A 14,882-nucleotide genomic window follows, 5' to 3' on the forward strand; every position below is an offset into this window, starting at 1 on the left:
GTTATCCCATCTTCTTGAACAGCCAGGCGAAGCTGCCGCCGCTGCGCGGAGCCATCCCCTGCAATACGAGCTGCTGGATCGGCTGCGGGCGACCCTGTCCGTCGACGAAGAGGCTGTCTTCGATCGAGAGCGTGCCCGTATATTCACCCGCGACGCGGAATTGCCAGTGCGAACCGTCGGGCAGTGCGAGTCCTGCGCCCTTGCGGTCCTGCGAAAGGCGCGCGACGATCCCCGGGCCGAGGTGGAAACGGATCGCGTAGCCCACCTTGCCGCGCTTGCCGCGCTTGCTCGCGGGCAACAGCACGTCTTCCCCGGCCAGCTCCGTCCCATCCTCGCGCAGCACCAGCACGCGCTTGTGATTGAGGCCGAAGCGCCCGGCATAGCCGTCGTGCGTCGCCTCGATCCGGGTCGCGCCGCCGCGCGTGCCGCCGACCGTGCGCCGGTCGACCTCGACCTCGCCCACGCCCGCGCCGAGCTTGCCCTTGATCAGGATCGCGGTCGAATTGACGTCTTCGAGAACCAGCGTGGAGTGCGCCGCAGTCGCGCGCAGACCCTGCTCGATCCGCGCGGGCACCTGCCCCCCGGCCCACGCCGCGCCGCCGCAATTGACGATCAGCCGCTGGCCTGCGGACGAAAGTTCGAAGGCGAGGGTAGAGGCGCAGCCCCACCGCGCGTAGCGGGCCAGAGGCGGCGGGGCCGCATCGAACTGCAGCACCGTCTTGCCCGCATGCGCCCGATGATAGCCCCAGCCGCGAGGCTCCTTCAGGGGGCGGGTACGTACCCCGCTCGCGCCGATCAGCTCGCTGACCCGTTCGGAGGCCACGGCGCCCGCGCCCTGCCAGTTGCCCAGCCCGCCCTCGCCGTGAACCACCGCGAGCAGCGGCGGGACCAGCAGTTCGGAGACCGCGCCGACGAACTTGGGCGGCTCGATCTTCATCGAGCGATAGCAGGCGGCCAGCTCAGTCAGCAGTTCGAGCATGTCCATCTGCGACAACGGGCTGCGCGATTGCACGCCGCCATCCTCGCCCACGAAATCGCCCAGCGCGCGGGCCAGCCCGGCCTCGGCATAGAGGCGGCGCGGCTTGCCTTCTGGCAGCAGCAGCCCTGCGGCGACCAGCCCGGCCCAGGCGTGAATCTCGGCCTCCCGGTCGGGTGCCTTGGTAACATGGGAATCGAGCCAGTCGGCCGTCTTGTCCAGCGCGGCCAGCGTGCGCCCGCGCACCGCCTTGTTCGACAGGATCAGCGGCGCGTGGACCAGCCAGGCAAGCAGCCGCCTGCCCGCCGCCTCGACCTCCCAAGCATGGCCCTTGCCCGGCGTGGCGAAGGCATCCAGCCACAGGCGGTGGATGCGCAGCGCGGTCGCCTCGACCTGCGGACGCGCGCCGGAGCCGGCCAGATCGCGCAGCCAGAGATAGGAATGCACCGCACGCTCCAGCGGCGGGGCCATCCGGGTGCCGTTCTTGAAGTCGAGCTGGGCGATCGGCAGCTTGACCCCGTGGACCAGGAAATGCCCCGCCCTGAGCGCAATTCCTGCCGCCCGGTCGCCCGGCAGCGGGGGCGTGACGGTCGCGAGCACGCGGCGCTTGGCAGGCTTCGACAGGGGCGAGGTGATCAGCCGCCCGCGGATGCCGGCTGCATAGGCCATGCGGACCAGCCGCTCGCCCGCACTCACCCGCGGCGCGCCGATTTCCTGCGGAACCAGCGCACGCGACGGGGCCAGAACTTCAACCTGCGGGATATCGCGAGACGCGGGCGGGGTTTCGGCTGATACCATGGGGAGCGGAGCGGGCGGGTCTTCCGGCGCGCTCAGCGCGGTCGGCTCGGGCTTGTCGGCCAGCGTCATGATCAGCTGGCGCGCGGCGCGTTCCTCGCGATCGGGCACCTCTTCATGCGCGTCGTCCTGCGCGCTTCCTGCCGGACCATGCCCCACCCGTTCGACCATCAGCTCTCCCTGCCCTTCAGTCTCTCGATATTGGCGGCGTAGCGATCGGGTCCGCCTCTGAATGTCGCCGATCCCGCCACCAGCACATCGGCCCCGGCGGCGACGCAGCGCGGCGCGGTCTCAGCATCCACTCCGCCATCGACTTCCAGCCAGATCTCCCGCCCGGTCGCGTCGATCATCTTTCGGATCGCCTCGATCTTGCGCAGCTGGCTGTCGATGAAACTCTGCCCGCCGAAGCCTGGATTGACGCTCATCACCAGCACCAGGTCGACCATGTCGATCAGGTATTCGAGCACGCTTTCCGGCGTGCCGGGGTTGAGCACCACGCCCGCCTTCTTGCCCAGCGAACGGATCGTCTGCAGCGTGCGATGCGTGTGCGGCCCGGCCTCGGGATGGATCGTAATATGGTCGGCACCCGCGTCGGCAAAGGCTTCCAGCCACTGGTCGACCGGGCTGACCATCAGGTGCACGTCGAACGGCTTGTCGCTGTGCGGGCGCAGCGCCTTCACCACGCCCGGGCCGATCGTGAGGTTGGGCACGAAGTGCCCGTCCATCACATCGATATGGATCCAGTCCGCACCTGCAGCGTCGACGCTGCGCACCTCCTCCCCAAGCCGGGCGAAATCGGCGGAAAGGATGGACGGGGCAATCAGCGGTACGGTCATCTTGACGAAATCGGCTTGTATGACAGGCGGGAGCTTCGGCTCCCCTTAGCGCGCGGCGAATCGGAAAGAGACAGCAGCGACCACGTTTTCCCCCGCGAGTCGTCGTTATGCCGCAAGGATAAGGCAGTTCATGGCCAATTCACGGCCTTGCCGATATTGGACAGGGAAAGCGGGCAGGCTTGCGACGCGATCGCCATTGCCCCAAATCCCACACTCATGAACGGAAATAGATCGATGCGTTTCAGCCCCGTCAGCCTTGCTGCACGCGCCGCGTTCGCCGCCGCAGCGGGCAGCCTCGCCCTCTCGCCGGTCGCGGCGCAGCAGGTCACCTATGCCAAGGTGATCTACAACGACCTGAGCAAGTGCAGCAGCGGCGCTGGCCCCGCAATCCGGATCACGGTCACCGGCCTGCGTTCGAACGAGGGCGGCCTTTACGTGCGCACTTTCCGCGCGCGCGGCTCGGAATGGCTGCGCTCGCAACGCTATCTGACCCGGCTCGAAACCAAGCCGCGCAAGGGCACGATGACGGTCTGCGTGCCGGTGGACAATCCCGGCGATTACGCGCTGACCGTGCACCACGATGTCAACGACAACCGCAAGAGTGACCTGTCGGTCGACGGCGGCGGCATCTCGAACAATCCCGAGGTCAAAACCCTGCTCGGCATCCCCCTCCCTCCGTCGCTCAGCAGTGCGCGTTTTACGGTCGGCTCGGGGGTCACCAACCTGCGGATCGATATGCGCTACAAGGATTGAGCGCTCCCGGCCGCATTATCCGCCATGCGATCCTTGCGCTGGAGATCAAATCTCTGTCTGACCGGCGGGCAGCCCCCAGACTGAGGATGACTCATGGCCACGAAGACGAAGCCGGGGATCGAACCGGACCGTATCAGTTTGCTCGAAACGCTCGACCGACGGCTGCGCTGGTTGTCCTCGTGGACGATCCACAACGCCAATAATGTGCGCGAGAGTCGCGATAACCTGAAGGTCGGCGGGCATCAGGCGAGCTGCGCTTCGATCAGCAGCATCATGACCGCGCTCTATTTCCATGCGCTGGGCCCAAACGACAAGGTCGCGGTGAAGCCTCACGCCGGGCCAGTGCTGCATGCGATCCACTACCTGCTCGGCAGCCAGTCGCGCGAACAGCTGGAGGCGTTTCGCGGCTTTGGCGGCGCGCAGAGCTATCCCAGCCGGACCAAGGACCGCATTCCGGTGGATTTCTCGACCGGATCGGTCGGGCTGGGCGTGGCGGTGACCGCCTTTGCCAGCCTGGTGCAGGACTATCTGGTCGCGCACGGCGCGCTCGCGCCCGAGAAGACCGGGCGGATGGTCGCGCTGATGGGCGATGCCGAACTCGACGAAGGCAATATCTACGAATGCCTGATCGAGGGGTACAAGCACGACGTGCGCAATTGCTGGTGGATCGTCGATTACAACCGCCAGTCGCTCGACCATACCACCGCCGACCGCATGTTCCGCCGGTTCGACGACATCTTCCGCACCTGCGGCTGGCGGGTCGTCACGCTCAAATACGGCAAGCTGATGGAGCAGGCCTTCCAGGAGCCCGGCGGCGAAGCGCTGCGCGAGTGGATCGATACCACCTCCAACGCCGAATATGCCGCGCTGACCTATCAGGGCGGCGAGCAATGGCGCGCGCGTCTGTCCAAGGATATCGGCGAGCAGCCGGGCGTGGCCAAGCTGCTGGAGAGCCGCGACGACGAGGCGCTGGCGCGGCTGATGACCAATCTGGGCGGCCATTGCATGGAAAGCCTGACCGAAGCCTTCGACGCGGCCGACGACGACACGCCCGCGCTGTTCATCGCCTACACCATCAAGGGCTACGGCCTGCCCTTCGCGGGCCATAAGGACAACCATGCCGGCCTGATGAACACCGGCCAGATCGAGGCACTGCGCGATCAGCAGGGCATCGCCGCGGGGAGCGAGTGGGAACCCTACGCCGGGATTGGCGACAATATCGAATCCGCGCTGCGCGATCTGGTCGAGGGCACACAGATCGCGCGCGAAAAAGCGACAGCACATGCGCCCACCTTCGATGTGCCAGCGATCGCCGCGCCCGAAGGCAGCGAACAGGCGACGCAGACCGCTTTCGGCAAGATTCTGCTCGAACTGGCCAAGGGCGGTTCGCCGCTGGCCGACCGGATCATCACCACCTCGCCCGATGTGACCGTGTCCACCAATCTTGGCGCATGGGTCAATCAGCGCGGCCTGTTCCGGCGGCAGCAGATGGAAGACGTGTTCCGCAAGGCGCGCATCCCTTCGGCGCAGAAATGGGAGGGCGATACGGCAGGCCAGCATCTGGAGCTGGGCATTGCGGAGAACAACCTGTTCCTCGCGCTCGCCGCGATGGGACTGTCGGGCGCGCTGTTCGGCGAGAGGCTGCTTCCCATCGGGACGGTCTACGACCCCTTCATCGCGCGCGGCCTCGATGCGCTGAACTACGCCTGTTACCAGGACGCGCGGTTCATCCTCGTAGCAACTCCGGCCGGGGTCACGCTGGGGCCGGAAGGCGGCGCGCACCAGTCGATCAACCCGCCGCTGATCGCGATGGGCCAGCCGGGCCTGCGCCATTACGAACCCGCCTTCGTCGATGAACTGGCGCTGCTGATGGAGGAGGCGTTCGGCCTGCTTCAGGCGCCCGACGGCGAAGCGGTCTACTTCCGCCTCACTACGCGCGCCATCCCGCAGGTCGAGCGCACCGACGATGCGTGGCGCGAGGGGGCCAAGAAGGGCGCCTACTGGCTGCGAAAGCCGGGCGAAGGTGCCGAAGCGGCGATCGTCACCATGGGTGCGGTCACGCCCGAGGCCATCACCGCCTGCGATGCGATGGCGGACGACCTGCCCGGCCTCGGCCTGCTGGTGGTGACATCGCCCGACCTGCTGCACCGCGAATGGAGCGCGCGCATGGCGCAGGATGGCGCGGGACCGTCCCATATCGAAAGCCTGCTGTCGCAGCTGCCTGCCGGAGCGCAGTTGGTCACCATGCTCGACGGCTCACCGGGCGCACTCTCCTGGCTGGGCGGGGTCGATGGACGCCGAGTCTCTCCGCTGGGCGTGGATCGCTTCGGCCAGACCGGCGATCTGGTCGATCTCTACCGCGAATATCGCCTCGATCCCGACGCCGTGATCGCAGCGATGGCCAAGCTGTTCGCGGCTTGAGGCAAGGACGACCCAGATGACAACGCCCGTGCTTGCCCACGAGCTGGTGCAACAGCGCGACAGCATTCCCGTCGACGATGTCATCGATGGCTCCATCCTGGATGTCCACCCCACGGCAGAGAGCCCTTTCGGCGCGCTCCGTGTAATGCGGCGCAAGCTGAACGCAGGCTATTGTGGGCTCAGGATCTGTGGGCTCAGGATCGCAAAATAGCAGCGCGCGAAGACCTGTGTCGCTGTGTCGACGCCGATTGGCCGATTTCCCGCGCGGACATCCCTAATCACATCGAGATTGGACGCCCCGCACAGCGCCGCTGTACCAATACCAATCCTTGATTGGAAATGGTGCCCAGAAGAGGACTCGAACCTCCACGACCTTGCGATCGCCGCCACCTGAAGACGGTGCGTCTACCAATTCCGCCATCTGGGCACACGTGGCAGGCCGGTCATCGAAGGCGCGGCCGCCGGGTAGGCGCGGGCCACTAACCGAGGGAGGGCATGCCTGTCAACGCAAATAGAGAACACGCATGCCAGCCTTGCGAGGCTCGTCGCCATCCGGCAAAGCGGCGCTGCATATCAACCGCCCAATTGCCCCCTTCGGAAAGGCCTACCCGATGCCCATCACCAATCCGCTCGCCGACAAGGTGGTGACGATCTTCGGCGGCAGCGGCTTTATCGGCCGCCACGTCGCCGAAGACCTGCTGCAACAGAATGCCCGCGTGCGAATCGCCGCGCGCCATCCGGAAGAAGCGTTCTCGCTCAAGCCGCTGGCCAAGCTCGGCCAGCTGCAGTTCGCTCGGTGCGACATTCTCGACGAGAGGAGCGCGCGTGCCTGCGTCGAAGGAAGCGATGCGGTGGTTAATCTGGTCGGCACCTTCGAAGGCGATCTGATGAAGCTGATGGGCGAGGCTGCGGGCAATCTCGCGCGTGCCGCGAAGGACGCGGGGGTGAGCCGCTTCGTCCAGGTCAGCGCGATCGGCGCGGACCGGAACGGCCCCTCCACCTACGCGCAGGCCAAGGCGCTGGGCGAGGAACTGGTGCGCGATGCCTTTCCCAAGGCGACGATCCTGCGCCCCTCGATCATCTTCGGCCCCGATGGCGGCATCCTGAACCTGTTCGCCGATCTGATCGCGAGCCTGCCGGTGCTGCCGGTGTTCGCGCCCGATTCGCCGCTGCAGGTGGTCCATGTCGACGATGTCGCGGCCGCGATCACCAAGGCGCTGCTCAACCCTTCCGAGTTTGGCGGCAAGATCTACGAACTGGCCGGGCCTGACCGGTGGACGATGATGGAGCTCAATCAGCGGATCGCCACAGCGCAGCGGCGCAAGCGCACCTTCCTGCCGATGCCCGACAGTGCCAGCGCCGCTTTCGCCGCGCTGCCCGGCACGCCGATGGGGACGGACCAGTGGCGCATGCTCAAGGCGGGCAGCACCGCCTCTGAAGGGGTGCCTGGCTTCGCTGCGCTTGGTATCCAGCCGCGCCCGCTGGAGCTGGTGATCGACCACTACATGGTCCGCTATCGCAAGCATGGCCGCTTTGCAGAGAAGATGGACAGCGCAGGCTGAGGGCGCCCGCGCGCAAGCTCAGCCTTCGGCAGGCGTTTCGTCGGTATCCGGCGTCCTCGCCTCGGCGATCAAGGCGATCGGTTCGACCAGCAGGATCGCACCGTCATTGCCACTGATCCGCACGCGCTGCCCGGCCGGAGTGTCGGGCCCGCGCGCGATCCACTCGCTGTCGCCCAGCCGCACGCGCCCACTGCCGCTCTCGATCGGCTGGACGACCAGTGCCGTCTCCCCGACCATCCGCCCGCCACGCTGGTTGAGCAGCGGATCGCTGCTGACGATCGGCTTGTCATTGAGGTAGCGGCGCGCGCTGTAGACCGCGATCAGCGAGAGCGAGACGAAGCTGACGATCTCCAGCGGCCAGCCGAAGGGCAGCACGAAAGCGAGCGCGCCGGTGACGAGCGCGGCCACGGCGAGCCAGATGAGGTAGACCCCCGGCACCAGCAGTTCGAGCACTGCGAGTAAGAGGCCCAGCGCGATCCATATCCAATAGTGGTCGATCCCGTCGATCATCGCCGCTTACCGATCACTGCGGATCGCCCCGGCCCGCACGGGGCACGGAGGCGCGTTCGCGGGTTACCGGATCGCGCTCGCGCGAGAGCGGCACGCCGTTATTGCCGCCGACCGGCGCGTTCTCGCCCGGATTGATGGCATCGCGCACCAGTTCGCCGATCCCGCCGAGCGACCCAATCAGCTGGGTCGCCTCGACCGGGAACAGGATCGTCTTGGCATTGGGGCTGTCGGCGAACTTGCCCACCGCCTTGGTGTATTCCTGCGCGACGAAGTAGTTGATCGCCTGGTTGCCCGAGGATGCGATCGCGTCGGACACCATCTGGGTGGCCTTGGCTTCAGCTTCGGCGGCACGCTCGCGCGCCTCGGCATCGCGGAACGCACTCTCGCGTGCACCTTCGGCCTTCAGGATCGCGCTCTGCTTCTCACCCTCGGCGCGCAGGATGCGGCTCTGGCGATCGCCCTCGGCTTCGAGGATCTCGGCACGCTTGAGGCGTTCGGCCTTCATCTGGCGAGCCATCGCTTCGGAAATGTCGCGCGGCGGGCGGATGTCCTTGATCTCGACCCGGGTGATCTTGATCCCCCACGGCGACGTCGCATGGTCGACCACGCTGAGCAGGCGGGCGTTGATCTCGTCGCGCTTGGACAGCGTCTCGTCCAGATCCATACTGCCCATCACGGTGCGCAGGTTGGTGGTGGTCAGCGCCATGATCGCGGGGTGCAGGCCGGAGACCTCGTAGGCCGCCTTGGGCGCGTCGAGCACCTGGAAGAACACCACCGCATCGACCCCGACCATGGCGTTGTCCTTGGTGATGATCTCCTGCCCCGGAATATCGAGCACCTGTTCCATCATGTTGATGCGGTGGCCGACCCGGTCGATCAGCGGAAAGATGATCGTCAGGCCCGGATCGGCAGCCTTGGTGAACTTGCCGAACCGCTCGATCGTGTAGACGTAGCCCTGCTTCACCATGGTAATGGCGGTCATCAGGAAGACGAGCAGCAGGAACACCAGCAGCCCGAGAACGACAATTCCACCCATCCGATCCACTCCTGATTTTACAGGATTACAGCGTAGCGGGCGGGGGCGACGAGGCCAAGTGAAACCGGGGTCTGGCGGGCGTATGCGGGCGTGTAACAACGAAAAAGGGCCGCCCTTGCGAGCGACCCCTTTCAATCCCGAGCCGCGCTATCGCGGCTCAAGGCGATTCCGATAGAATGAGCTTAATTGCTCACCGCATCGTCGTCACCCGAATCGGCCAGCGCGTAGGCACCAGCGATCACACCGGCGATCAGCGCCAGCGCGAGGAACTGGGTGCCGTAGCTGAGACCCGCGAGTTCGCTTTCTTCCGACGCCGGAGCGGCGGTGCGAACGGGTTCGGCCTGAGCGGCGATGGACCCACCGGCGAGAGCGAGCGCGGCGGCGGCAGTCAAAGTCTTGGCAATACGCACGTATCTTCCCCTCTTAAGAAGCTTCATCCAGCCCCATGCACAAGCGCCATCCCATGCACAAGCCTGTGGATTCGGCAGCGCAACACGATTTTGAGCGCTGTCGCATTCTTGCAACAGCGCGCCAATCGTCACAGCGCAGTAGCGTAAAGCGCCATCAAATCGGCAAAGGCCTTCTCCGCAGCAGGTTCGGCATAGGCCGGGCTGTCCGGCACGGTCCAGCCGTGATCGCCATCATAGACCTCGATTCTAGCCGGACGCCCCGCCTCTGCCGCCGCCTCGCGCAGGATGCGCTTGTGATCGGGCGCCTCCGCGTCGTCGTTCTTCGCGATCGCGACCAGGTAATGCGCCTGCGTATCGTCGAAGGTGCGATGCGGGCTCATCGGATCATCCTCGCGCACCAGCCCGCCACCGTGGAAGCTGGCGACACCCTTCACTCGCGATGGCACCGCCGCCGCCGTCCAGAAGGTGAACGGCCCGCCCATGCAATAGCCCTGCGTGCCGATCCCACGCGCGCTATCGACTTCCTTTTGCGCATCGAGCCAGTCGACCGCTGCGGTCGCGTCGCTCATGATCGCCTGTGCGGTGAGCTTGTCGCGCCACGGCTTGACCTTCTGGAAGCCGCCATTGCCCGCGAAGGTGGCGAAATCGGCGAACTGCTCGCCCGCGACGTCGCGGTAATAGGGATTGACCACCAGCACTGCGTATCCACGCCCGGCCAGCCGCCGCGCCATGGCACGCTTTGCCTCGCGCAGGCCGGCAATATCGGGCCAGAACAGCACGCCGGGCGCCGCGCCGGAGGCAGGCGCGACGAAGAAGCCGTCCATCGTGCCTGCAGAGGTCTCGAAGGATACCTGACGCTCGGTCAGCGCCGGCAGCGAGGCTTCGCCGTCGGAGCCCCCCGCCATCGGTGCGCAGGCCCCGATCGCAGCCACTCCGCCGAGGATGCCGAACTGCCGCCGGTTGAGCCCCTGCTTCGCCCACTGGGCCAGCTTCGCCTCATCGCACATACGCGTGCCTCCCCTGAAATGAGCCGCGGCTCGGGCCCGCAGCGCGCCCGGTTATTGTGCTTGCCTACTGCTTTTCGAAGGCGGCGCTGATCGTCAGCTCGACCTCGTCGCTCACCAGCGGGAGCGCGTAGTCGACCCCGAAATCGGACCGCATGATCGTCGCGGTGCCTTCGAAGCCGATCGTTTCGACCTTTTTCATCGGGTTGGAGCCTGCGCCGGTAAAGCGGGCGTCGATGGTCACCGGCTTGGTCACGCCATTCATGGTCAGATCGCCGGTAATGCTGGCACTGGTACCATCCGCGCCGACGTCCACACTGGTCGAGACGAAGCGCGCAGCTTCCGGCTCGGCGCCGAAGAAGTCGGGGTCGCCGCCATCCTTGCCAGGGCGCAGAAGGTGATCGCGCAGTCCTTCGCTGACCACGGTGACGCTGGTGATCGGGATGGTCACGTCGACCTTGGCGGAGGACAGATCGGCAGGGTCGATCTGCAACGTGCCGTCAACGTCGCCGAACGCGCCGAAGTAGCTGTTGAAGCCGAAATGGTTGACCGTCCACGCGACCAGCGTGTGCGCAGGATCGGTCACGTAGGTGCCGCCGCTGACCCGGCTGGCGTCCATCTGGCCCGGCACCTGCGGCGCACCTTCCTGGAGGGCGAGAGCAGGAACGGTGGCCAGGCCGACGAGGGCGGCCACGGTGAGAGACTGGATCATGCGCATGGAAGAACCCTCCGGAAGGTGGTGTGACGATCACGTGTAGCAGTTGCGCGCCACGATGGGCCCGCGCGCGCGTACCTCCTCCGGACAAAGCGCCAGCCCGGCTTCGGTTCCGGCGCTTCGCTTCTGACCGCGCCGCTTACCGGCGCGTCAGCGCCTCCTCGCTTTCCGCCATCAGCGTATCGATGATGTCCGCCACCGGCTCTTCCTTGCGGACCATGCCGACCGATTGCCCGGCCATCAGGCTGCCGTTCTCGACATCGCCGTCGATCACCGCGCGGCGCAGCGCGCCCGCCCAGTAGTGCTCGACCTGCAGCTGCGCCTCGGCCATCGCGATCTCCTCGCGGTCGAGCCGTCCGGCGATCTCGCGTTGGGTCGCGGTGAATTCCTCGGTGCCCTTGTTCTTGAGCGCGCGCACCGGGATCACCGGCAGCCGCGCATCGACCTGGACGCTGGCGACCGCTTCGCGGGCGGAGGCACGGAAGAACGCCTTCTTGAAGTTCTCGTGCGCGATGCTTTCGGTCGCGCAGGCGAAGCGCGTGCCGAGCTGCACGCCGCAGGCGCCCATCTCCAGATAACCGGCAATCGCGCTGCCGCGCCCGATGCCGCCCGCGACGAAGATCAGGTGCTCGGCCGACAGCTCGGGCAGCATTTCCTGCGCCAGCACGCTGGTCGAGACCGGCCCGATATGGCCGCCTGCTTCCATCCCCTCGATCACCAGCGCATCCGCGCCCGAACGCAGCAGCTTCTTGGCGAGCGCCAGCGTGGGCGCGAAGCAGATGACCTTGGCGGGATTCTTGCCGCCCTTGATCGCTTCGACGCTGCCCTTGGGAGGAATGCCGCCTGCCAGCACGACGTGGGTGACGGCGTGCTTCTCGCACACCGCGATCAGGTCGAACAGGTCGGGGTGCATGGTGATCAGGTTGACGCCGAAGGGTTTGTCGGTGCGCTTCTTCGTCTCGGCGATCTCGGTATCGAGCAGTTCGGGCGTCATCGCCCCGCAGGCGATCACACCGAAGCCGCCCGCGTTGGAGATCGCGGAAACGAGGTTGCGTTCGGACACCCAGCTCATCGCGCCGCACAGGATCGCGTATTTGCTGCCGAGGAATTGGGTGCCGCGCGCCATCAGCGCGTCTGTCTTGGGAGTGTTGCTCATGCGATCAGCGGTTACGAGCCAACCGCGCGGTGGGCAAGAACTACAACCAGCCAGCGCCTTTCAGCTCAGCGATGCGCGCGCGGGAGACGGGTGCCTCCAGACCGCCGGTAAGCACCAGCCGCAGGTTGCGCCCGTCGCGCTTCACATCCTCGACCGCGTCGCGCGCGACCCACCAGCTGCGGTGGACCTGTGCCCCCTCGATCGCGCCCAGCTCGGCCACCGCGTCGCGCATCCGCAGCAGGATCAGTTCGGAGCCGAGCGCGGTATGCACACGCACGTAGTGGTCCTCCATTTCCAGCGCGAGCAGGCCGCTGCCCAGATGCGCCGGCAGGCGGTCGAGAAAGCGGGCTTCTGGCGCAGGAGGAGTTTCGACTTGTGAAGCCGTGAGTGTCGGCAGCGGAGCGTCGGCCACAGCCACGGCCTTGCGGCGCTCGATCTGGTGGAACAGCACGGTCACGCCGCTGCCGACCAGCAGCACGTAGGGGTAGGTCCGCGCGAAGTTGTCGAACGAAGGCAGCGAGAATGGGCCCGGCAGCTGACCCGCCCAGAAAACCGCCAATGTCACCGGCACGCTCGCCAGCAGGCACGCCGCGATCCATAGCGGCCATCCTGGCAGATCGAGCCGGGGGCCGAGGCTGGTCACAAGCGCGCCGATCGGTCGGAAGCAGGAATATCCCGTCACCGCGAGACCGACCCAGTAGATCAGCCGGACGGACAGCGGCATCTGGAAGCTTCCGAAGGGGCCCATCACGGCCAGCACCACGCCGAGCACCACCATGATCGACAGGTCGATCAGCACCTTGCGCAGCACCGGGTGCTGGGGAGTATCCTCGGCGCGGCGCTCGCTCGTGTCCATCGGCGCAAAGTGGCGGACCATTCGCGCTTCGTAAAGTGGCAAACACGCGCGAATCCGGTGCTTTCACGAAGGGTCTGCGTCGTCCGCGAAGTCCGCGTTGCACGCGAACGGGCCTGAGGCATCCAGGGGGCAGACAGACACCCAGGAGACCTTCGCATGACAACCCTCGCCGCCTCCGGCACCCGCTCGAAGCCCCGGTTCGACAACGGCCCGTTCCTCAAATCTCTGATCGCTGTCGTGGGAGCGCTGATGACCGCCGCCATCGCAGTGGCGGTCTTCAAATTCCTTGCCGGGCTCGCAGCCGACGACGGCCGCTACCGCAACATCGCGATTGCGATCCACATCGTCACCGTGCTGCCCTGCGTCCCGCTGGGTGCGTATCTGCTGCTCTCCACCAAGGGCACGAAGCTGCACAGGATGCTCGGCAAGATCTGGGTCGGCCTGATGGTCGTCACCGCCATCGCGATCACTTTCGTGCGCGGTGGGACGGACTTCAGCTGGATTCACATTTTCGTGCCGCTCACCCTGCTCGGCGCATGGCAGGTGGTCCGCACCGCGCAGAACGGCGACCTCGCGAGCCATCGCCGGAACATCACTCGGATGTATCTCGGCGCGCTGATGATCCCCGGCCTCTTCTCGTTCCTGCCGACCCGCCTGATGGGGATGTGGCTGTTCGGCTGAGGCGTCAGTCGTACGTCAGGGCGACCCGGTCCGCTGCCTCTTTCGCGAGGCGGCGGGCTTCGTCCGTATCGCCCGCAGTTGCCAGCGCGACACCCATGCGGCGGAAGGGGCGCGTGACCGGCTTGGCGAAGATGCGGACATCGGAGCCGTTGGCCATCGCCTCCGCCAGCCCGTCGTAGGAGACGTTCTCGCTCTCACGATCGGCAAGGATCACCGCGCTGGCCGCAGGGCGCGCGCGGATCGTGTCGGGCACGGGCAGGCCCATCACCGCACGTGCGTGCAAGTCGAACTCGGTCAGGTTCTGGCTGACCAGCGTGACCATCCCGGTGTCGTGCGGGCGCGGGCTCAATTCGGAGAAGATCACCGCATCACCGCGCACGAAGAACTCGACACCGAACAACCCGTGCCCACCCAAATTATCGACCACCTTGCGCGCCATCTCCTGCGCTTGCGTGAGCGCGGCCTCGCTCATGCCGTGCGGCTGCCAGCTTTCCTGATAGTCGCCGCGCTCCTGCCGGTGCCCGATCGGCGGGCAGAAGGTGACGCCGTTCTTGTGCCGCACCGTCAGCAGCGTGATCTCGTAATCGAAACCAATGAACTGCTCGACGATCACCCGCGCCCGGTCGCCGCGCATATTGGCCACCGCATAGTCCCACGCGGCCTCCAGCCCGTCTGCATCCTGCACCGTGCTCTGGCCCTTGCCCGAGGAGGACATGACCGGCTTGATAACGCAGGGGAAGCCCGTGTCCTCTGCCGCCGCGCGCACTTCGTCGAGGCTGGTCGCATAGCCGTAGCGCGAGGTCCGCACGCCCAGCTCCTGCGCCGCCAGATCGCGGATCGCATCGCGGTTCATAGTCAGCTGCGCCGCGCGCGCGGTGGGTACGACATGGACGCCATTGGCCTCGACCTCGGCCAGCACTTCGGTGCGGATAGCCTCGATCTCGGGCACGACATGGTCGGGCTTGTGCTTCTCGATCACGCTACGCAGCGCATCGCCATCGAGCATCGAGAACACCTCGCGCGCATCGGCCAGCTGCATCGCGGGCGCGTTGTCGTAGCTGTCGCAGGCGATCACGTAAGCGCCCAGCCGCTTGGCCGAGATGACGAACTCGCGCCCCAGCTCGCCCGAGCCGAGCAGCAGGATTTTGGCGGTGTGGCTCACGCCGCCAGC

14 protein-coding genes, 1 tRNA gene and 2 pseudogenes are annotated in these 14,882 nt (G+C 66.5%); 6 read left to right on the plus strand and 11 right to left on the minus strand.

Going from position 1 to position 14,882, the window contains the following annotated elements; translation table 11 throughout:
• Position 1 precedes the first annotated feature (1 nt).
• Together K7H93_RS05805 and rpe are read right to left on the minus strand one after the other, a co-directional pair.
• Positions 2-1,942, minus strand: coding sequence for a heparinase II/III family protein (locus K7H93_RS05805; RefSeq protein ID WP_230782868.1), 1,941 nt, complete (start codon positions 1,940-1,942; stop codon positions 2-4).
• Complete coding sequence (gene rpe / locus K7H93_RS05810; RefSeq protein ID WP_230782869.1) at positions 1,942-2,607, minus strand: ribulose-phosphate 3-epimerase; 666 nt, start codon at positions 2,605-2,607, stop codon at positions 1,942-1,944. Before rpe ends, K7H93_RS05805 begins: the two co-directional genes overlap by 1 nt.
• Before the next feature lie 234 nt (positions 2,608-2,841).
• Between rpe and K7H93_RS05815 the strand changes: the two genes are divergently transcribed.
• The 3 genes from K7H93_RS05815 to K7H93_RS05825 all read left to right on the plus strand — a co-directional run bounded on the left by K7H93_RS05815 (position 2,842) and on the right by K7H93_RS05825 (position 5,992).
• Positions 2,842-3,360, plus strand: a complete 519-nt coding sequence (locus tag K7H93_RS05815) for a DUF2141 domain-containing protein (protein ID WP_230782870.1) — start codon at positions 2,842-2,844, stop codon at positions 3,358-3,360.
• A 93-nt stretch (positions 3,361-3,453) separates the two neighbouring features.
• On the plus strand, positions 3,454-5,781 hold the full coding sequence (locus K7H93_RS05820) for a transketolase family protein (protein ID WP_230782871.1): 2,328 nt from the start codon (positions 3,454-3,456) through the stop codon (positions 5,779-5,781).
• A 16-nt stretch (positions 5,782-5,797) separates the two neighbouring features.
• Positions 5,798-5,992 (plus strand): hypothetical protein, encoded by a 195-nt coding sequence (locus tag K7H93_RS05825; protein ID WP_230782872.1) that lies wholly within the window; start codon positions 5,798-5,800, stop codon positions 5,990-5,992.
• A 129-nt stretch (positions 5,993-6,121) separates the two neighbouring features.
• Here the strand turns inward: K7H93_RS05825 and K7H93_RS05830 are convergent.
• Positions 6,122-6,208 (minus strand) — tRNA-Leu (locus K7H93_RS05830).
• A 184-nt stretch (positions 6,209-6,392) separates the two neighbouring features.
• On the opposite strand from K7H93_RS05830, the gene K7H93_RS05835 reads away from it, so the two are divergent.
• A complete protein-coding gene (locus tag K7H93_RS05835; protein ID WP_230782873.1) occupies positions 6,393-7,343 on the plus strand; it encodes a complex I NDUFA9 subunit family protein in 951 nt (316 codons plus the stop codon).
• 18 nt (positions 7,344-7,361) lie between these two features.
• Here K7H93_RS05835 and K7H93_RS05840 read toward each other — a convergent pair whose 3' ends face one another.
• From K7H93_RS05840 to K7H93_RS05870, 7 genes are all read right to left on the minus strand, one after another.
• On the minus strand, positions 7,362-7,853 hold the full coding sequence (locus K7H93_RS05840; protein WP_230782874.1) for an NfeD family protein: 492 nt from the start codon (positions 7,851-7,853) through the stop codon (positions 7,362-7,364).
• A gap of 13 nt (positions 7,854-7,866) precedes the next feature.
• Positions 7,867-8,889, minus strand: coding sequence for an SPFH domain-containing protein (locus K7H93_RS05845; RefSeq protein ID WP_054527695.1), 1,023 nt, complete (start codon positions 8,887-8,889; stop codon positions 7,867-7,869).
• Between the two features lie 182 nt (positions 8,890-9,071).
• The gene (locus K7H93_RS05850; protein ID WP_156313738.1) at positions 9,072-9,299 is read right to left on the minus strand and encodes a hypothetical protein; all 228 of its coding nucleotides are present in this window, start codon (positions 9,297-9,299) and stop codon (positions 9,072-9,074) included.
• Between the two features lie 128 nt (positions 9,300-9,427).
• Positions 9,428-10,306 (minus strand): dienelactone hydrolase family protein, encoded by an 879-nt coding sequence (locus tag K7H93_RS05855; RefSeq protein ID WP_230782875.1) that lies wholly within the window; start codon positions 10,304-10,306, stop codon positions 9,428-9,430.
• Positions 10,307-10,370: 64 nt separating this feature from the next.
• A complete protein-coding gene (locus tag K7H93_RS05860) occupies positions 10,371-11,021 on the minus strand; it encodes a YceI family protein (protein WP_054527697.1) in 651 nt (216 codons plus the stop codon).
• Between the two features lie 136 nt (positions 11,022-11,157).
• On the minus strand, positions 11,158-12,174 hold the full coding sequence (locus K7H93_RS05865; protein ID WP_230782877.1) for an NAD(P)H-dependent flavin oxidoreductase: 1,017 nt from the start codon (positions 12,172-12,174) through the stop codon (positions 11,158-11,160).
• A gap of 40 nt (positions 12,175-12,214) precedes the next feature.
• On the minus strand, positions 12,215-13,051 hold the full coding sequence (locus K7H93_RS05870) for a LytTR family DNA-binding domain-containing protein (protein ID WP_230782878.1): 837 nt from the start codon (positions 13,049-13,051) through the stop codon (positions 12,215-12,217).
• Positions 13,052-13,279: 228 nt separating this feature from the next.
• Here K7H93_RS05870 and K7H93_RS05875 point away from each other — a divergent pair.
• Together K7H93_RS05875 and K7H93_RS16120 are read left to right on the plus strand one after the other, a co-directional pair.
• Positions 13,280-13,633 (plus strand): annotated as a pseudogene (locus tag K7H93_RS05875) (DUF2306 domain-containing protein); the annotation flags it as partial.
• Positions 13,567-13,773: pseudogene (locus tag K7H93_RS16120) on the plus strand (hypothetical protein); the annotation flags it as partial. The pseudogenes K7H93_RS05875 and K7H93_RS16120, both read left to right, overlap by 67 nt.
• On the opposite strand, the gene purT reads toward K7H93_RS16120, so the two are convergent.
• Positions 13,716-14,873, minus strand: a complete 1,158-nt coding sequence (gene purT, locus K7H93_RS05880) for a formate-dependent phosphoribosylglycinamide formyltransferase (protein WP_230782880.1) — start codon at positions 14,871-14,873, stop codon at positions 13,716-13,718. The pseudogene K7H93_RS16120 and the gene purT sit on opposite strands and share 58 nt — an antisense overlap.
• Between the last annotated feature and the right edge of the window lie 9 nt (positions 14,874-14,882).

Source organism: Citromicrobium bathyomarinum (assembly GCF_021021475.1).
GTDB classification, from domain to species: Bacteria; Pseudomonadota; Alphaproteobacteria; order Sphingomonadales; family Sphingomonadaceae; genus Alteriqipengyuania; species Alteriqipengyuania bathyomarina.

What these genes read in the sequence shown, in the direction of transcription:
- K7H93_RS05805 (WP_230782868.1), bottom strand. Translation starts at nt 1,942, where the DNA reads ATGGTCGAACGGGTGGGGCATGGTCCGGCAGGAAGCGCGCAGGACGAC.
- rpe (WP_230782869.1), bottom strand. Translation starts at nt 2,607, where the DNA reads ATGACCGTACCGCTGATTGCCCCGTCCATCCTTTCCGCCGATTTCGCC.
- K7H93_RS05815 (WP_230782870.1), top strand. Translation starts at nt 2,842, where the DNA reads ATGCGTTTCAGCCCCGTCAGCCTTGCTGCACGCGCCGCGTTCGCCGCC.
- K7H93_RS05820 (WP_230782871.1), top strand. Translation starts at nt 3,454, where the DNA reads ATGGCCACGAAGACGAAGCCGGGGATCGAACCGGACCGTATCAGTTTG.
- K7H93_RS05825 (WP_230782872.1), top strand. Translation starts at nt 5,798, where the DNA reads ATGACAACGCCCGTGCTTGCCCACGAGCTGGTGCAACAGCGCGACAGC.
- K7H93_RS05835 (WP_230782873.1), top strand. Translation starts at nt 6,393, where the DNA reads ATGCCCATCACCAATCCGCTCGCCGACAAGGTGGTGACGATCTTCGGC.
- K7H93_RS05840 (WP_230782874.1), bottom strand. Translation starts at nt 7,853, where the DNA reads ATGATCGACGGGATCGACCACTATTGGATATGGATCGCGCTGGGCCTC.
- K7H93_RS05845 (WP_054527695.1), bottom strand. Translation starts at nt 8,889, where the DNA reads ATGGGTGGAATTGTCGTTCTCGGGCTGCTGGTGTTCCTGCTGCTCGTC.
- K7H93_RS05855 (WP_230782875.1), bottom strand. Translation starts at nt 10,306, where the DNA reads ATGTGCGATGAGGCGAAGCTGGCCCAGTGGGCGAAGCAGGGGCTCAAC.
- K7H93_RS05860 (WP_054527697.1), bottom strand. Translation starts at nt 11,021, where the DNA reads ATGCGCATGATCCAGTCTCTCACCGTGGCCGCCCTCGTCGGCCTGGCC.
- K7H93_RS05865 (WP_230782877.1), bottom strand. Translation starts at nt 12,174, where the DNA reads ATGAGCAACACTCCCAAGACAGACGCGCTGATGGCGCGCGGCACCCAA.
- K7H93_RS05870 (WP_230782878.1), bottom strand. Translation starts at nt 13,051, where the DNA reads ATGGTCCGCCACTTTGCGCCGATGGACACGAGCGAGCGCCGCGCCGAG.